At 62.5% G+C, this 15,410-nt stretch carries 13 protein-coding genes; 11 read left to right on the forward strand and 2 right to left on the reverse strand.

Annotated features, from left to right (window positions below; genetic code table 11):
* Positions 1-263 (forward strand): hypothetical protein (locus tag IFT47_RS27440; RefSeq protein ID WP_206759206.1); only part of this gene is annotated, 263 nt, incomplete at its 5' end.
* Between the two features lie 208 nt (positions 264-471).
* Here IFT47_RS27440 and uvrB read toward each other — a convergent pair.
* Positions 472-2,487: an excinuclease ABC subunit UvrB gene (uvrB, locus tag IFT47_RS22920; RefSeq protein WP_192174255.1), complete on the reverse strand. Its 2,016-nt coding sequence runs from the start codon at positions 2,485-2,487 to the stop codon at positions 472-474.
* A 310-nt stretch (positions 2,488-2,797) separates the two neighbouring features.
* Between uvrB and IFT47_RS22925 the strand changes: the two genes are divergently transcribed.
* Entirely contained in the window at positions 2,798-3,994 is a 1,197-nt protein-coding gene (locus IFT47_RS22925) for an amino acid aminotransferase (RefSeq protein WP_192174256.1), read from the forward strand.
* Between the two features lie 780 nt (positions 3,995-4,774).
* On the opposite strand, the gene IFT47_RS22930 is transcribed toward IFT47_RS22925, so the two are convergent.
* The gene (locus tag IFT47_RS22930) at positions 4,775-5,737 is read right to left on the reverse strand and encodes an isopenicillin N synthase family dioxygenase (RefSeq protein ID WP_192174257.1); all 963 of its coding nucleotides are present in this window, start codon (positions 5,735-5,737) and stop codon (positions 4,775-4,777) included.
* Between the two features lie 300 nt (positions 5,738-6,037).
* Between IFT47_RS22930 and IFT47_RS22935 the strand changes: the two genes are divergently transcribed.
* The 9 genes from IFT47_RS22935 (at position 6,038) to IFT47_RS22975 (ending at position 15,231) form a co-directional block, all read left to right on the forward strand.
* The gene (locus IFT47_RS22935) at positions 6,038-7,414 is read left to right on the forward strand and encodes an FAD-binding oxidoreductase (protein WP_192174258.1); all 1,377 of its coding nucleotides are present in this window, start codon (positions 6,038-6,040) and stop codon (positions 7,412-7,414) included.
* A gap of 124 nt (positions 7,415-7,538) precedes the next feature.
* Positions 7,539-8,375 (forward strand): transporter substrate-binding domain-containing protein, encoded by an 837-nt coding sequence (locus IFT47_RS22940; RefSeq protein ID WP_192174259.1) that lies wholly within the window; start codon positions 7,539-7,541, stop codon positions 8,373-8,375.
* Positions 8,376-8,615: 240 nt separating this feature from the next.
* On the forward strand, positions 8,616-9,275 hold the full coding sequence (locus tag IFT47_RS22945; RefSeq protein WP_192174260.1) for an ABC transporter permease subunit: 660 nt from the start codon (positions 8,616-8,618) through the stop codon (positions 9,273-9,275).
* A complete protein-coding gene (locus IFT47_RS22950; RefSeq protein ID WP_192174261.1) occupies positions 9,272-9,943 on the forward strand; it encodes an amino acid ABC transporter permease in 672 nt (223 codons plus the stop codon). The genes IFT47_RS22945 and IFT47_RS22950 overlap by 4 nt, the downstream gene beginning before the upstream one ends.
* A gap of 74 nt (positions 9,944-10,017) precedes the next feature.
* Positions 10,018-10,830, forward strand: coding sequence for an amino acid ABC transporter ATP-binding protein (locus tag IFT47_RS22955; RefSeq protein ID WP_192174354.1), 813 nt, complete (start codon positions 10,018-10,020; stop codon positions 10,828-10,830).
* 53 nt (positions 10,831-10,883) lie between these two features.
* The gene (gene hutC / locus IFT47_RS22960; RefSeq protein WP_192174262.1) at positions 10,884-11,621 is read left to right on the forward strand and encodes a histidine utilization repressor; all 738 of its coding nucleotides are present in this window, start codon (positions 10,884-10,886) and stop codon (positions 11,619-11,621) included.
* Between the two features lie 93 nt (positions 11,622-11,714).
* On the forward strand, positions 11,715-12,011 hold the full coding sequence (locus IFT47_RS22965; RefSeq protein WP_192174263.1) for a hypothetical protein: 297 nt from the start codon (positions 11,715-11,717) through the stop codon (positions 12,009-12,011).
* Between the two features lie 808 nt (positions 12,012-12,819).
* A complete protein-coding gene (locus IFT47_RS22970) occupies positions 12,820-14,145 on the forward strand; it encodes an MFS transporter (protein ID WP_192174355.1) in 1,326 nt (441 codons plus the stop codon).
* 252 nt (positions 14,146-14,397) lie between these two features.
* Positions 14,398-15,231: an oxidoreductase gene (locus IFT47_RS22975; RefSeq protein ID WP_192174264.1), complete on the forward strand. Its 834-nt coding sequence runs from the start codon at positions 14,398-14,400 to the stop codon at positions 15,229-15,231.
* Positions 15,232-15,410 lie beyond the last annotated feature (179 nt).

A 15,410-nucleotide genomic window follows, 5' to 3' on the forward strand; every position in this document is an offset into this window, starting at 1 on the left:
TTCTGTATTTCTTGGTCATGATCGTTCCTCAATGGGTACAGTTTCCCCCATTGAGGTGTCCGGGGTCATTAGGCCAGCTCAGTCGGTACATCCGCCGCATCTTCATCTGGAGTGAAAATGCCTTCGTGAGCAAGCTCACTCCCACAAGCCCAGCAGCGTGGCCGGGATACCAGGTTAAACACAACCCCTGGGGGAGCGAGCTTGCTCGCGAAAGCGTCGGTACATCCGCTGCATCTTCATCTGGAGTGAAGATGCCTTCGTGAGCAAGCTCACTCCCATAAGTCCACCAGCGTGGCCGGGATACCAGGGTGAACACAGCCCTTGTGGGAGCGAGCTTGCTCGCGAAAGCGTCGGTACACCCGCCGCATCTTCATCTGGAGTGAAAATGCCTTCGTGAGCAAGCTCACTCCCACAGGTCCCCCGGCGTAGCCGATATTCAGCGTCGTGCCCCCGGTCACTCCCACACCGCCCTCAAACCGCCAGCAAGCGCTCGCGCAGTTTGCCGATCTCGTCGCGCATCTGCGCTGCGGCCTCGAACTCCAGGTCGCGGGCCAGTTGGTACATCTTCTCTTCCAGCTGACGAATGCGTTTGGTGATTTCGCTCGGCGAGCGCAGTTCGGCTTCGTACTTGGCGTTCTCTTCGGCGGCCTTGGCCATGCCCTTGCGCTTCTTGCTCCGCGAGCCGGGCACGGTGGCGCCTTCCATGATGTCGGCGACGTCCTTGATCACGCTTTTCGGCGTGATGCCGTTGGCCAGGTTGAAGGCGATCTGCTTCTCCCGACGACGGTCGGTTTCTTCGATCGCGCGCTCCATGGAGCCGGTGATGCGGTCGGCATAGAGAATCGCGCGGCCATTGAGGTTACGCGCGGCACGGCCGATGGTCTGGATCAGCGAGCGCTCGGAACGCAGGAAGCCTTCCTTGTCGGCATCGAGAATCGCCACCAGTGACACTTCCGGCATGTCCAGGCCTTCGCGCAGGAGGTTGATCCCCACCAGCACATCAAAGGTACCCAGACGCAGGTCGCGGATGATCTCCACACGCTCGACCGTATCGATGTCCGAGTGCAGGTAACGCACGCGCACGCCGTGGTCGGCCAGGTAATCGGTGAGGTCTTCGGACATGCGCTTGGTCAGCGTGGTCACCAGCACCCGCTCCTCGATCGCCACGCGCTTGTGGATCTCGGAGAGCAAGTCGTCGACTTGGGTCAGTGCCGGACGGATTTCGATCTGCGGGTCGACCAGCCCGGTCGGCCGCACCACCTGCTCGACCACACGGCCCGCGTGCTCGGCTTCGTAAGGCCCGGGCGTCGCGGAAACAAAAATGGTCTGCGGACTGACGTTTTCCCACTCATCGAACCGCATCGGCCGGTTGTCCAGCGCCGACGGCAGGCGGAAACCGTACTCCACCAGCGTCTCCTTGCGCGAACGGTCGCCCTTATACATGGCGCCGACCTGGGGCACGCTGACGTGGGATTCGTCGATCACCAGCAGCGCGTCAGCCGGCAGGTAGTCGTACAGCGTCGGCGGCGGCGCGCCGGACGGACGCCCGGACAGGTAGCGCGAGTAGTTTTCGATGCCGTTGCAGTAACCCAGTTCGAGGATCATCTCCAGGTCAAAACGGGTGCGCTGCTCCAGACGCTGGGCTTCCACCAGTTTGTTGGCGCCGCGCAGGTATTCCAGACGCTCGTTCAGCTCGACCTTGATGCCTTCCATCGCGTCCAGCAGCGTTTCGCGCGGGGTGACGTAGTGGCTCTTCGGGTAGAAGGTGAAGCGCGGCAGCTTGCGGATGACCTCGCCGGTCAGCGGATCGAAGGCAGAGAGGCTCTCGACCTCGTCATCGAACAGCTCGATGCGGATGGCTTCCAGGTCGGATTCCGCCGGGAAGACGTCGATCACGTCGCCGCGCACCCGGAAGGTCGCCCGGGCAAAATCCATGTCGTTGCGGGTGTATTGCAGGTCGGCCAGACGGCGCAGCAAGGCGCGCTGATCGAGCTTGTCGCCACGATCCACGTGCAGAACCATGCGCAGGTAGGTTTCCGGACTGCCCAGACCGTAGATGCATGACACCGTGGTGACGATGATCGAGTCCTTGCGCTCCAGCAACGCTTTGGTCGCGGACAGGCGCATCTGCTCGATGTGGTCGTTGATGGACGCGTCCTTCTCGATGAAGGTGTCCGACGACGGCACGTAGGCTTCCGGCTGGTAGTAGTCGTAGTAGGAAACGAAGTATTCGACCGAGTTGTTCGGGAAAAACGCCTTGAACTCGCCGTACAGCTGGGCGGCCAGGGTCTTGTTCGGCGCCAGCACCAGGGTCGGGCGCTGCACTTGCTGAATGACGTTGGCGATGCTGAAGGTCTTGCCCGAGCCGGTTACACCGAGCAGGGTCTGGTGCGACAGGCCGGCGTCGATGCCTTCAACCAGCTGACGAATCGCCTCCGGTTGATCGCCGGCCGGCTCAAAACGGGTAACGAGCTGAAATTCGGACATAAGGTTCCTTTGGACGGCAACGCAATTGAGCACGGACGGCTGATCCCGTCACGGAAAAGACGTACATAGAAGAAGGTGATGGGACTACAGGTGGAGTCGACTGCGCCACCTTTCAAGCCACCTCCGCAGATTAGTCCGCGGCACTGGACTAACGGTCGAAAAATTTTCGCGAAATATCCGGAAAAACCTGCCCCGCCCTGTCGCCCGCACTGGCGCGGCCCTTTATACTTGCTCCCCGTTTGTGCACCGCTCTAGTGCAATCGGCTGGAGCGACGCGACCCATTCACTCCCCACTCAGAGCCCCCGCACAATGAGCCTGTTCTCCGCTGTCGAAATGGCACCACGCGATCCTATCCTGGGCCTCAACGAAGCATTCAACGCCGACACCCGTACGACTAAGGTCAATCTGGGTGTAGGCGTCTACAGCAACGAAGAAGGGAAAATTCCGCTGCTGCGCGCCGTTGTCGAAGCGGAAGAAAACCGGGTGGCTCAACACCTGCCCCGCGGCTACCTGCCGATTGACGGTATCGCTGCCTACGACAAGGCCGTGCAAACCCTGCTGTTCGGTGCCGAGTCGCCGCTGCTGGCCTCGGGCCGGGTAATGACGGTCCAGGCGGTCGGCGGCACGGGCGCTCTGAAAATCGGCGCGGACTTCCTCAAGCAGCTCTCCCCTGATGCCGTTGTGGCGATCAGCGACCCAAGCTGGGAGAACCACCGCGCGCTGTTCGAAACCGCCGGTTTCCCGGTGCAGAACTACCGCTATTACGACGCCGCCACCCATGACGTAAACCGCACGGGGATGCTGGAAGATCTGCAGAACCTGCCGTCCGGCTCGATCGTCGTGCTGCACGCCTGCTGCCACAACCCGACCGGCGTTGACCTGTCGCTGGAGGACTGGAAGAAGGTGCTTGAGGTGCTGAAGGCCAAGGGTCATGTGCCATTCCTGGACATGGCGTATCAGGGCTTCGGTGACGGGATCGACGAGGACGCGGCGGCGGTGCGTTTGTTTGCCGACAGCGGCTTGACATTTTTTGCTTCCAGCTCGTTTTCGAAGTCGTTTTCGCTGTATGGCGAGCGGGTCGGCGCGCTGTCGATTGTGACGGATTCGAAAGAGGAGACCGCGCGGGTGCTGTCGCAGGTGAAGCGTGTGATCCGCACGAACTATTCGAACCCGCCGACCCATGGTGCATCGATTGTGGCGGCGGTGTTGAGCAGCCCTGAGTTGCGCGCCAAGTGGGAGGAGGAGCTGGGCGAGATGCGCCTGCGGATTCGCGGGATGCGTGAGGAGATGACGCAGCGTCTGGCGAATAATGCGGCGGGGCAGGATTTCAGTTTTGTCGCGCGGCAGCGGGGGATGTTTTCGTATTCGGGTCTGACGACGCCGCAGGTTCATCGTCTGCGCAGCGAGTTCGGGATTTATGCGTTGGATACCGGGCGGATTTGTGTGGCGGCGTTGAACAAGGGGAATATCGGGGCAGTAACGGAGGCGATCCTGGCCGTTATCTGACGGCTCTTTTTAAGATCAAAATCAGGATCAAGATCAAGAGCGTCTGCCTAAGGGCAGACGTTTCGCCTTCGGCGAGTTACTTGGAAAAGCACCCCAAGTAACCAAGGGTGCTTGCTCTCGGTTGGGCCCGACTTCGTCGGGTTCCCTCACTCCGACGACGCTCCGTGGGCCCGCGCCGAACGGACATCCATGTCCTGACGGCGCTCTCGCCGCATCCATGCGGCTCGGCCCACTCCGCGTCGTCTGCGTTCGGCCTGCACCAAAGTCGCGATGGGTGTCGTCTGGACTTCCTTCGTACGAAGATCAAAAGCAGATCAAAGGCTTCCCGGCTGAAGCCGGCCCTACAGGTGCGCGCGGTGTTTCAGTGGGACCGGCTTTAGCCGGGAAGAGGCCGGTGTAGGCGCTGGCAGTTCCGCTGACCAAACACCGTCCCCGTGGGAGCGAGCTTGCTCGCGAATGCTGTTGCCGTTGCCGTTGCCGTTGCCGTGCTTTTGATCTTCGTACGCAAAAAGCCCAAACACCACAAATCGCGACTTGGGTGCAGGCTGAACGCAGACGACGCGGAGTGGGCCGAGCGGCATGGATGCCGCGAGAGCGCCGCTAGGACANATTCCGACGAAGGAGGAACCCAACCAGGAGCACGGCCTTTTTGGTTACTTTTTCGGCTGTTGGAAAAAGTGACCCGCCGTAAGGGCGGAAGGGTAAGTCAGCGCCACCTCCGATAATGGATATGCGTAAATCTCCGCGCATTCGCCCGCCTTTCGGGGCTCGTCCTCGCGATTAACCCTTCTTCCGATACGCCATCGAATCATCAATCCGCTTGAGTATGTAATCCCCCGCCGCCACCGCCGGATACCGACTGGCAGCCGCCTCGATTCCCAAATCGCATGGATCAACAACCGCCCCATAGGTCGGGTCATAAAACGTCGCGATCGAATACCGCTCATGCCCTGACTGATTGATCACCCGATGCAAGGTCGACCGGAACCGATCATTCGACCAGCGCGCCAGCAAATCCCCCACGTTCACCACCAGACTGCCCTCGATCGGCGTTGCATCAATCCACGCCCCGCTGCCCAACTCACGCACCTGCAGACCGCCGCTGTTGTCCTGATGCAACAACGTGATACAGCCATAATCCGTGTGCGGCGCCACGCCGAACTGATCGGCTTCGGCCCGGGGTGGATGGGGCGGGTAATAGACCATCTGCGTACGCTGCAAACGCTTGCCGTATTTCGGCGTGAAGAAATCGGGTTCGATGCCCAAACCCACCGCCACAGCCCTCAACAGATCAGCGCCGGCCTTGCCCATCTCCTCGTAGTACGCTTCCAGCGCCACCCGCAATGCCGGCATGAAATCCGGCCACTGGTTCGGCCCGCGCAACGCCTCCCCCGCCAGCACACTCGGGTCATCCTCCGGCAGCTCCAGGCCGATGCTGAAAAACTCCTTGAAATCCGGTTTGGTCGCCTCGTACATCAGCGCCCCGCCCAATGGGTGCCAGCCCCGGTGGCGCTTGTTCACCGCCACCTGGCGCTTTATTTCCGGCGCGAAGGCGAAGAAGGTTTTCGCGGCGGCCATGGTGCTGTCGATCACGTGTCGGGGCACGCCGTGGTTGATGATGTAGAAGAAGCCGCTCTCGCTGCAGGCAGTGCGGATGGCTTCGCCGGCGCGACGGATCGCGGCCTCGTCGCCTTCACGGACGCCGGCCATGTCGATGATAGGAAGGTTGGCGGTGACGGTCATGGCAGGCTCCGGGCGCAGGAAATGGACAGGGCGGTATAGACCGGATCAAGCATTTACTGTGCCGCGCCGCTTCTTTGAGTGGGACCGGCTTTAGCCGGGAATGCGCGAGTGCGTGCACCCTCAATTCTGCGGTGTGACATACGACGCCTTCCCGGCTAAAGCCAGTCCTACAGGGAGGTCATTAACGTCCTCAGCCGGCCGGCGTTTCCGAGCTGGCCTGCATCTTGCCTCAGCTGTCTATACAGCCTCCCCGCTTTCAGGCACGCCCCATACCTGACGCGAATTGATCGAGTGGATTCCATGAGCGACCTGCAACAGACCATCAGCCAGTTGCGCCAGGCCCTGGGCGATGCTCAGGTGCTGACCGGCGAGGCCATCAGCCCGCGGCATTACAGCGACTGGACCCGCCACGCGCCGGCCTGCCCCGCTGCGCTTGTCCTGCCGACCAGCACCGAACAGGTCTCCCTCGCCCTGCGCATCTGCAATGCGGCGGGCCAAAGCGTGGTGCCTCAAGGCGGCATGACCGGCCTCGCGGGCGGCGCCGTTCCGCGCACCACCGACATCGCGCTGTCGCTGGATCGCCTGCGCGGCATCGAGGAGATCGACACGGCTGCCGCCACCGTCAGCGTGCGCGCAGGCACGACGCTGGAGGACATCCAGCATGCCGTGGCCGAGGCCGGTTTTTTGTTTCCGCTGGATCTGGGCGCCCGGGGCTCGTGCCAGATCGGCGGTAACATCGCTACCAATGCCGGCGGCAATGCGGTGATTCGTTACGGGATGACCCGCGACCTGGTGCTCGGTCTGGAGGTGGTGCTGGCGGACGGGCGTGTGCTCGACCTGATGAACAAGATGATCAAGAACAACTGCGGTTATGACCTAAAACAGTGCTTCATCGGCAGCGAAGGCACCCTTGGGGTGATTACCCGAGCAGTATTGAAAATGGCGCCGCCACCCGGTCCGACCACCACGCTGCTCTGCGCCCTACCCGATTACCCCAGCGCGGTCGCCCTGCTGCGGCGGATTCAATCGAGCGTCGGCACGCCCCAGGCGTATGAACTGATGTGGCAGGATTTCTTCCGCCTCGGTGTGTCGTGGCTAGAGAAGCCCGTCGCGCCGATGCCCGATCATCATCCGCTGTACGTGCTGCTGGAGTCTTCCGGCCCAAGCGATGCGCTGGAGGAAATCCTTGAAGCGGCGATCGAGGCCGGTGAAGTCGTCGATGCCATCCTCGCGACCTCTCAGGCCCAGGCCCGCGGGCTGTGGAAGATTCGCGAGGCGACCGGCGAGTTTCCCCAGCGCATGGCGCCCCTGAATTTCGACATCAGCCTGCCCATCGGCCGCATCGGTGAGTTTGCCGAACGCTGCCGTGAGCGCATCGACGCGCGATGGCCGGGTAACCGAAGCGTGTATTTCGGCCACATCGGTGACAGCAATCTGCACCTGACCGTGGACTGCAACTCGCTGCCGCAGCCCGCGCCGGTGCTGGAAATCGAGGAGCTGGTGTACAGCGCCGTCGGCGAGCTGGGCGGCGCGGTGTCGGCCGAACATGGCATCGGCCTGCTCAAGCGCGAGTTTCTCCATCACTCGGTCAGCGTGCAAGCGTTGCAGGCGATGGCTGAACTCAAGCGCAGTTTCGACCCCAACGGCATTCTCAATCCGGGGAAGATCCTCGGCTGAGAGTCCCATGCCGGTTGTCTATACCGGTATGGCACGCTAACTGCAGTTGCAGAATCATTCACCCGCTCACCCAACATCCCACAGCCTTCGACGAAACACGCCGCATCCACCCAGGAGCCATCCCATGTCCCTCGACTCTGTGTTCCGCAGGACGTTTAACCGCTTGAGTATCACTGCCACGTTGACGCTGCTGCCATTCGCGGTTCAGGCCGACCAACTGGCCGATGTGAAGAAGACCGGTGAGCTGGTGGTCGGCACCGAAATGCAGTTTGCGCCCTTCGATTTCCTCGAAGCGGGCAAACAGAAAGGCTTGAACGCCGAGCTGTTCGAGGCGCTGGGCCAGGAGCTGGGGGTCAAGATCAAGTTCCTCGACCTGCCGTGGCCGAGTGTGCTGCCCGGCCTTGAGGCGAAGAAATTCGACGTGGTGGCCGGGCCGATCATCGTGACCAAGGCGCGCAAGGAGCGTTACCACTTCGTCTCGCCGATTGCCGAAGCGACCGTGGCGCTGCTGGCCGGGGCCAAGGACGACAGCATCGGCAAGCCTGAAGACATCGCCGGTAAAACCGTCGGTGCCGGCAAGGGCTCGGCGCAGCTGGAAGAGCTGAAAGCCTTCGCCGCGACCCTGCCGCAGAAGGTCACCATTCGTGAATACGTCGACAACAACCAGGCCTACGCCGACCTGGCCGCCAAACGCATCGTCGCCGTGGCCAACTCGCTGCCGAACATCTCCTTCGTCGCCGCGCAGAAAAGCAATCTGTACAAAGTGGTGCAGCCGCCGTTCGGCAAGAAATCCTACTTCGCCTACCTGGGCCGCAAGGACGCCGATGCCGACAGCCTGATCGCTGCGCTGGATGCCGCCCTGATCAAGATGCATGACGACGGCCGCCTGGCCGCCCTGCAGAAGAAATGGCTGGGGGCGGAAATGGACGTGCCGAAGGGTGATTTCGAGCCGACGTGGTAAGGCGCGTTTGATCCCTGTGTGTCGACTCGGGATTTCCGGGGCGACACCTAACGTGTAGGAGTGAGCTTGCTCGCGAATGCATGCTTGCAGCGAAAGAGGTGTCGCCTGACACACCGCTTTCGTGAGCAAGCTCACTCCCACAAGGTCGGCGCCTGAAGATCCACCCAGTGATGACTCATACAGTGATCATCCACAGTGTGACGATTCACTCAGTGACAATTCACCGGCTGGAGTACCACCGTGTTCGATTGGCCCTTGCTGCAGCAAAACGCGCCGCTCTTGCTTGGCGCTCTGTGGGTGACGCTACAGGTGTCGATGGCCGCGCTGGTGTTCGGCTTTGTCATCGGCATCGTCGTCGGCAGCCTGCGCCTGTCGCCGATCCCCTTGCTGCGCCGCCTCGGTGGCGCCTACATTTTCGTGTTCCGCGGCATTCCGCTGCTGGTGCAATTGCTGTTCATCTACTACTTCCTGCCCCGGGTAGGCCTGCCCAATGTCTCGCCCACGGTGGCGGCGGTCATCGGCCTGTCCCTGGCCGCCGGCGCCTATATCGCCGAGATCATGCGCGGCGGGTTTCTTGCGATTCCCGGCGGGCAACTGGAGGCCGCCGGCTTGCTGGGCATGAGCGACGCGCAGATGCTCATGCGCATCCGCGTGCCCCAGGCCGTGCGCCTGACGCTGCCGGCCCTGGTCAATGAAATGATTCTGCTGATCAAAGCCTCGTCGCTGGTTTCGGTGGTCGGGCTGGCCGACCTCACCCGCACGGCGCAGAACCTCGCCGCCAGCGATTACATGTTCGTCCAGGACTACCTGATGCTGGCCGGCTTCTACTCCCTGATCAACGTGCCGCTGGCCTACGCCGCGAGCCTGCTCGAACGACGCCTGAAGGAGCGCACGGCATGACCTTCGACCCCAGCATTTTCACAGACCACCTGGGCGACATCGGCTCGGGGTTTCTGGTCACCCTCGGCACCTGGAGCAGCGGCGTCGTGCTCGGCCTGGCGCTGGGCATGCTGATCGCGGTCGCCCAGGTATTCGGCAACCACATTGTGCGCGCGCCGCTGCGGGTGTTCATCGAGCTGATCCGCAGCACGCCGTTTCTGGTGCAGCTGTTTCTGGTGTATTACGGCGGGCCGTCGTTCGGCATCAGCCTCGACCCGATCCCCGCCGGCATTCTCGGCCTGGGGGTTTACGGCGGCGTGTACTTCGCCGAGATCTTCCGCACCGGCTTCGAGTCGGTCGCCCGGGGCCAGCTGGAAGCCGCCGATTGCCTGGGCATCACCCGCCTGCAATGCATCTGGCGCATCCAGTTGCCGCAGATGCTGGTGATGATTCTGCCGGCGCTGGTGAACATGGTCACGGTGCTGTGCAAGGAAACCGCCGTGCTGTCGATCATCACCATTCCCGAGCTGACGATGGTCCTCACCGGCATCGGTTCGGAAACCTTCGCCTTCGTCGAAACCCTGCTGATGCTGTGCATCGGCTACCTGATTCTGGTGGAGCTGTGCTCGCGGCTGGGCATGCTGCTGGAAACCCGCGTCGGCCGCTTCATGAGCAGGCAAACCCGATGAACAGTCTTCTGATACCCGGCGGCAGCGCGCCCGCCCCGACCGGCGAAACGACCGGCCAATCCCTGGATGAACCTATGAAAACCAACGGCGAGCCCTCGACCGTCCTGACCCTGAGCCAGGTGGGCAAAAGCTTCGGCACCCTGCGCGTGCTCAAGGGTATCGACTTGCAGGTGCAGCGCTCGGAAGTGGTCTGCCTGATCGGTCCGTCGGGCTCGGGCAAAAGCACCCTACTGCGCAGCATGGCGTTTCTGGAGGAGTACGACGAAGGCGAGATCCGCATCGAAGGCCAGTTGCTCGGCTGGCAGGACACCGACAAGGGCCGTCGCCGCGCGCCGCAATCACAGATCAACCAGGTGCGGCGCAACGTCGGCATGGTCTTTCAGCAGTTCAACCTGTGGCCGCACATGACCGCCCTCGGCAATGTCTGCGAAGCCTTGCGACGGGTGCGCAAGCTCTCGGCCGACGACGCGAAGAAGCGCGGCATGGCGATGCTCGACAAGGTGGGCCTGGCGCACAAGGCCGAGGCGTATCCCGCGCAACTGTCCGGTGGTCAGCAGCAGCGGGTGGCGATTGCCCGGGCGCTGGCGATGGAACCGCACATCATGCTGTTCGACGAGCCCACCTCGGCCCTCGACCCGGAGCTGGTGGGTGAAGTGCTGCAGGTGATGAAGACCCTGGCGAAGGAAGGCATGACCATGGTCGTGGTCACCCACGAGATGGGCTTTGCCGCCCAGGTCGCCGATTCGGTGATCTTTCTCGATCAGGGCGAAATCGTCGCACGCGGCACGCCCCAGCAGATTTTCCACAACGCCGAGCAACCCCGGCTGCAGCAGTTCTTGCAGAACTACCTGGACCGCAACGCGTTCTGGCAGGACGCCAAGGCGTGATGCGCTTTTTTTAGGGCCGTCGACGCACGCCTGTTCGGAAAGGGAGAGAAACGATGGATAAGCCGGCACCCCAGGCCCTTTATCGGCGGGCGAAATCCTTCGTTCACGGCAAGCTGTCGTCGGGCGAATGGAAGCCCGGCGACCTGATTCCGTCGGAGAACCGCCTGGTGGTCGAGCTGGGCATGTCGCGGATGACCGTCAACCGGGCGCTGCGCGAGCTGACCGAAGAAGGCCGCCTGCTGCGGGTGTCCGGGGTCGGCACCTTCGTCGCCGCGAGCAAGCCGCAATCCAACCTGTTGCGCATCACCAACATCGCCGACGAAATCCTCGCCCGGGGCCATCGCTATCGTTGCCAGGTGCTGCACCTGGCACGGGAATCGGCGTCGATGCCCATCGCCTCGGCCCTCTCGCTGGCCACTGGCGCGTCGGTGTTTCACTTGCTGTGCGTGCATTACGAGGACGATGTGGCGGTGCAGCTGGAGGACCGTTACGTTAACCCGCACGCCGCGCCGGACTTTCTGAACCAGCCCTTCGGCGACGCGTTGCAGTCGGCGCGCTATCTGTTGCAGATCATTCAGCCCGATGAGATGGAGCACATCGTCGAGGCCAGCCACCCGAGCGCCGAGGAGCTCAGGCATTTGCAGATCGAGCCGGGCGAGCCGTGTCTGGTGCTGATGCGCCGCACCTGGAACAGCGGCAACGTGGTGACCTACGTGCGCTTGGTGCATCCGTCCTCGCGCTATCGACTGGGCAGTCGCATGCCGGTGACGGGTGCGTATCGCGACAGCTGAAGCCTGCCGATCAGCACATGGATCGAACCCTTGCGCGCCGTTGCCCTCGATATCTGTACGTCCTGTGAACGGGACATGACAGAAGAGGTGCGTATGGCTACCCAGAACAACGATCAAACCGTCAACCGCAACGACCCGGCGATTAACCCTGCCGTTGAGAAAGTCAGGCCAGACAGCAGCCTGGCGCAGAACGATGCGCTGAAGAACCAAAGTGGATCACAGAGCCAGTCCGGTGGCGGCGCGCAGAGTCAGGAGAACAACGGCAACCTGACCGGCGAAAACAGCTTCACCCCTGATTTCGAGCCTGAGGAGCATGAGTCGCCGGATACTACCAAAGAGGAACGGCAGACGGGTGAGCTGGACAAGGACATTGATACAGCGGGGGGTTGAGGTCGGCCTTCTGGACCGGAGATCCAAAGCAGGTTTGTGAGTCTGGTTACTGGATTTGATTCCGGCCTGGCACTGGTGGGAGTGAACTTGCTCAGGAGGAGGACGGTACAGCCGCTGAATTTTTAGCGGCTGGGCCTGAGTATTCGCGAGCAAGCTCGCTCCTACAGGATTTTAATGTCGCATAACAGGATTTGGTTGCGCCCCGGACCTTGTGGGAGTGAGCTTGTTCACGAAGGGGACGGTACAGCCGCTGAACTTGTGGCGGCTGGGCCTAAGTCTTCGCGAGCAAGCTCACTCCCACAGGGGTTTCGTTGTCTGATAACAGGATTGGATTGCGACACGGACTTTCTGGGAGTGAGCTTGCTCACGAAGGGGACGGTACAGCCGCTGAATTTCTAGCGGATGGGCCTGAGTCTTCGCGAGCAGGCTCACTCCCACACGATTTCAATGTCGGATAACAGGAATTGGTTGCGCCCCGGACCTTGTGGGAGTGAGCTTGCTCACGAAGGGGACGGTACAGCCGCAAGATTTGTGGCGGCTGGGCCTGAGTCTTCGCGAGCAAGGTCACTCCTACAGGATCTTCAGTGGCTGCGAAGCCTCAGCTCCGCACCTTGGTACGCCGCCATCCGCTTATCCCGCGTATCTTTAATTGCGTAGCACCCTAACAAAACGGCACCATCACGCTTTCGTCTGCGCCTGCAGACCCGCCTGAAGTTCATCCCCCGGAGCGTTGTCGATAATGGTCCAGCCCGCCACTCAGGATGCCCCGCGCGTCGGTAACAAGCTCACGCCCCGCGAGTTTCGCGGCATGGCGGCGATTCTGATGTCCATCGCCCTCGCCACCCTCGATACCGCCATCGCCAACACCGCCCTCCCCGCCATCGCGGCAGATCTCAACGCCTCGCCGGCAGCGTCGGTGTGGATCATCAACGCCTACCAGCTCGCCGCCGTCGCCACGCTGTTGCCGTTCGCGGCGCTGGGCGGTGTGCTCGGTCATCGCAAGGTCTATCTGGGCGGGCTGATTCTGTTCGTGGTGTCGTCGGCGCTGTGTGCGCTGTCCTGGTCGTTGCCCACGCTGACCATCGCCCGCGTGCTGCAGGGCATCGGCGCCAGCGCGATCATGAGCGTCAACGCCGCGCTGATCGGCTCGATTTTCCCCCACGAACGGCTGGGCCGCGGCCTGGGCATGAACGCGCTGGTGGTCGGCACTTCGTTTTCCATCGGCCCGACCGTGGCCTCGCTGGTGTTGTCGGTAGCAAGTTGGCCGTGGCTGTTCGCGATCAACCTGCCCATCGGCCTGTTCGCCCTGGCGTTCGCCTGGAATTCGCTGCCCGCCACACGGCTCGGCAGCCTGACCTTCGACCGCATGACGGCCGTGCTCAATGTCATCACCTTCGGCGCGCTGATCTTTGCCCTGAGTCAGGCGGCGCAACTGGGTTCCATGGCCAGCGTGCTCATCGCCCTGGCGATCTTTCTGGTGGGCGGCGCGCTGATGCTAAAACGCGAGGTCGGTCATCCTGCGCCGATGTTTCCCCTGGATTTGCTCAAGCGACCGCTGTTTGCGTTGTCGGCGCTGACGGCGTTCTGTTCGTTCGCCACCCAGGGGCTGGCGTTCGTCTCGCTGCCGTTCTTTTTTGAAAGCACCCTGGGCCGCGACCCGATCCAGACCGGGTTTCTGATGACGCCGTGGTCGGTGGTGGTGGCGATGATCGCGCCGTTCGCCGGGCGCCTATCGGACCGTTATGCGCCGGGGCTGCTGGGCGGGATTGGCTTGGCGATGCTCTGCCTGGGAATGATTTCCCTGGCGACCATGCCCGCCGACGCCAGCGTGATGTCGATCATTGCGCGGATGATTCTGTGCGGCATCGGCTTCGGTTTCTTTCAGGCGCCGAATCAGAAAGCCCTGATGACCAGCGCGCCAAAGGAACGCTCCAGCGGCGCCAGCGGCACGATTGCGACGGCACGTTTGATCGGTCAGGCCACGGGCGCGGCGTTGGTGGCACTGAGCTTCGGGATTTCCAATACCCACGGCCCGGTGCTGGCGTTGAGCATCGGCGCGGGCTTTGCGGCGGTGGGCAGTGTGGCGAGCGGCTTGCGGTTGGTGACCAAGAACACGGCCAATCCGCGGGTGTGACATGCAGGCGGTGCGCACCTTGTAGGAGTGAGCTTGCTCGCGATCGCGGTGTGTCAGTGGATTCACCTATAACTGACACGCCCTGATCGCGAGCAAGCTCACTCCTACAGGACCGGCATTCTTCCCATGGCAGCGCCAAGCCGGGGCAGGATCAGGCAATCATCGCGTAGAACTGGGTCATCGGTTTCGGGCGCAGGGTTCCTACCATGGGGGCCGGCCATCAACGGCTTAGGCCACATGAGGAAACGCACAATGAGCAAAACCAAAACCCTGTTCGTCACCGGTGTCAGCAGCGGCTTCGGCCAGGCGTTGGCGCAGCGGGCGCTGGCGGCGGGTCATACCGTGATCGGCACGCTGCGCAACGAAGACGCCGTGCAGGCATTCGAAGCCCAGGCACCCGGTCGCGCCCACGGCGTGTTGCTGGACGTCACCGACTTCGACGCCATCGACCGCGTGGTCGCCGAGGCCGACACCGCGTTCGGGCCCATCGACGTGCTGGTCAACAACGCCGGCTATGGCCACGAGGGCATTCTGGAAGAGTCGCCGCTGGAGGACTTGCGTCGGCAGTTCGACGTCAACGTGTTCGGCGCGGTGGCGATCATCAAGGCTTTCGTGCCGCTGTTCCGTCAGCGCCGCAGCGGGCACATCCTCAATGTCACCTCCATGGGCGGCTTCATCACGATGCCGGGGATTTCCTACTACCACGGCAGCAAGTTCGCCCTGGAAGGCATTTCTGAATCCCTGGGCAAGGAGCTGAAGCCGTTCAATGTGTTCGTCACCGCGGTGGCACCGGGGTCGTTCCGCACGGATTGGGCCGGTCGTTCGATGCAGCGTACTGCGCGGCAGATTACCGACTACGACGCCAGCTTCGACCCGATCCGCAAGGCCCGCGAAGAACGCAGCGGCAAACAGCCGGGGGATCCGGTCAAGGCTGCCGACGCGATGCTCAAGCTGATTGATAGCCCCAACCCGCCGGCGCATCTGCTGCTGGGCAGCGATGCGTTGAAGCTGGTGCGGGAAAAGCTCGCGCAGCTGGAAGCCGAGTTTGCGGAATGGGAAGAGGTGTCGCGGCCGACGGATGGGTGATCCTTCGCTGGCAGTTTGGAAGGTGTAGTTGATGTGTGGGATGCAGGCCATGATGCGGTCCCTGTGGGAGTGAGTTTGCTCACGAAAGCGCCGGTCCAGCCACTGCATCTTTATCGGCTGGAAGCCAGCATTCGCGAGCAAGCTCGCTCCCGCGAGACCGCGGCTGACTTGAGATTTCG

It is taken from the genome of Pseudomonas sp. CFBP 13711, from assembly GCF_014842265.1.
Classification (GTDB): domain Bacteria; phylum Pseudomonadota; class Gammaproteobacteria; order Pseudomonadales; family Pseudomonadaceae; genus Aquipseudomonas.

Coding starts and splice junctions, on each gene's coding strand:
- IFT47_RS22970 (WP_192174355.1), top strand. CDS start 12,820: ATGGCGGCGATTCTGATGTCCATCGCCCTCGCCACCCTCGATACCGCC.
- IFT47_RS22935 (WP_192174258.1), top strand. CDS start 6,038: ATGAGCGACCTGCAACAGACCATCAGCCAGTTGCGCCAGGCCCTGGGC.
- IFT47_RS22955 (WP_192174354.1), top strand. CDS start 10,018: ATGAAAACCAACGGCGAGCCCTCGACCGTCCTGACCCTGAGCCAGGTG.
- IFT47_RS22975 (WP_192174264.1), top strand. CDS start 14,398: ATGAGCAAAACCAAAACCCTGTTCGTCACCGGTGTCAGCAGCGGCTTC.
- IFT47_RS22930 (WP_192174257.1), bottom strand. CDS start 5,737: ATGACCGTCACCGCCAACCTTCCTATCATCGACATGGCCGGCGTCCGT.
- uvrB (WP_192174255.1), bottom strand. CDS start 2,487: ATGTCCGAATTTCAGCTCGTTACCCGTTTTGAGCCGGCCGGCGATCAA.
- IFT47_RS22925 (WP_192174256.1), top strand. CDS start 2,798: ATGAGCCTGTTCTCCGCTGTCGAAATGGCACCACGCGATCCTATCCTG.
- IFT47_RS22950 (WP_192174261.1), top strand. CDS start 9,272: ATGACCTTCGACCCCAGCATTTTCACAGACCACCTGGGCGACATCGGC.
- IFT47_RS22940 (WP_192174259.1), top strand. CDS start 7,539: ATGTCCCTCGACTCTGTGTTCCGCAGGACGTTTAACCGCTTGAGTATC.
- IFT47_RS22965 (WP_192174263.1), top strand. CDS start 11,715: ATGGCTACCCAGAACAACGATCAAACCGTCAACCGCAACGACCCGGCG.
- hutC (WP_192174262.1), top strand. CDS start 10,884: ATGGATAAGCCGGCACCCCAGGCCCTTTATCGGCGGGCGAAATCCTTC.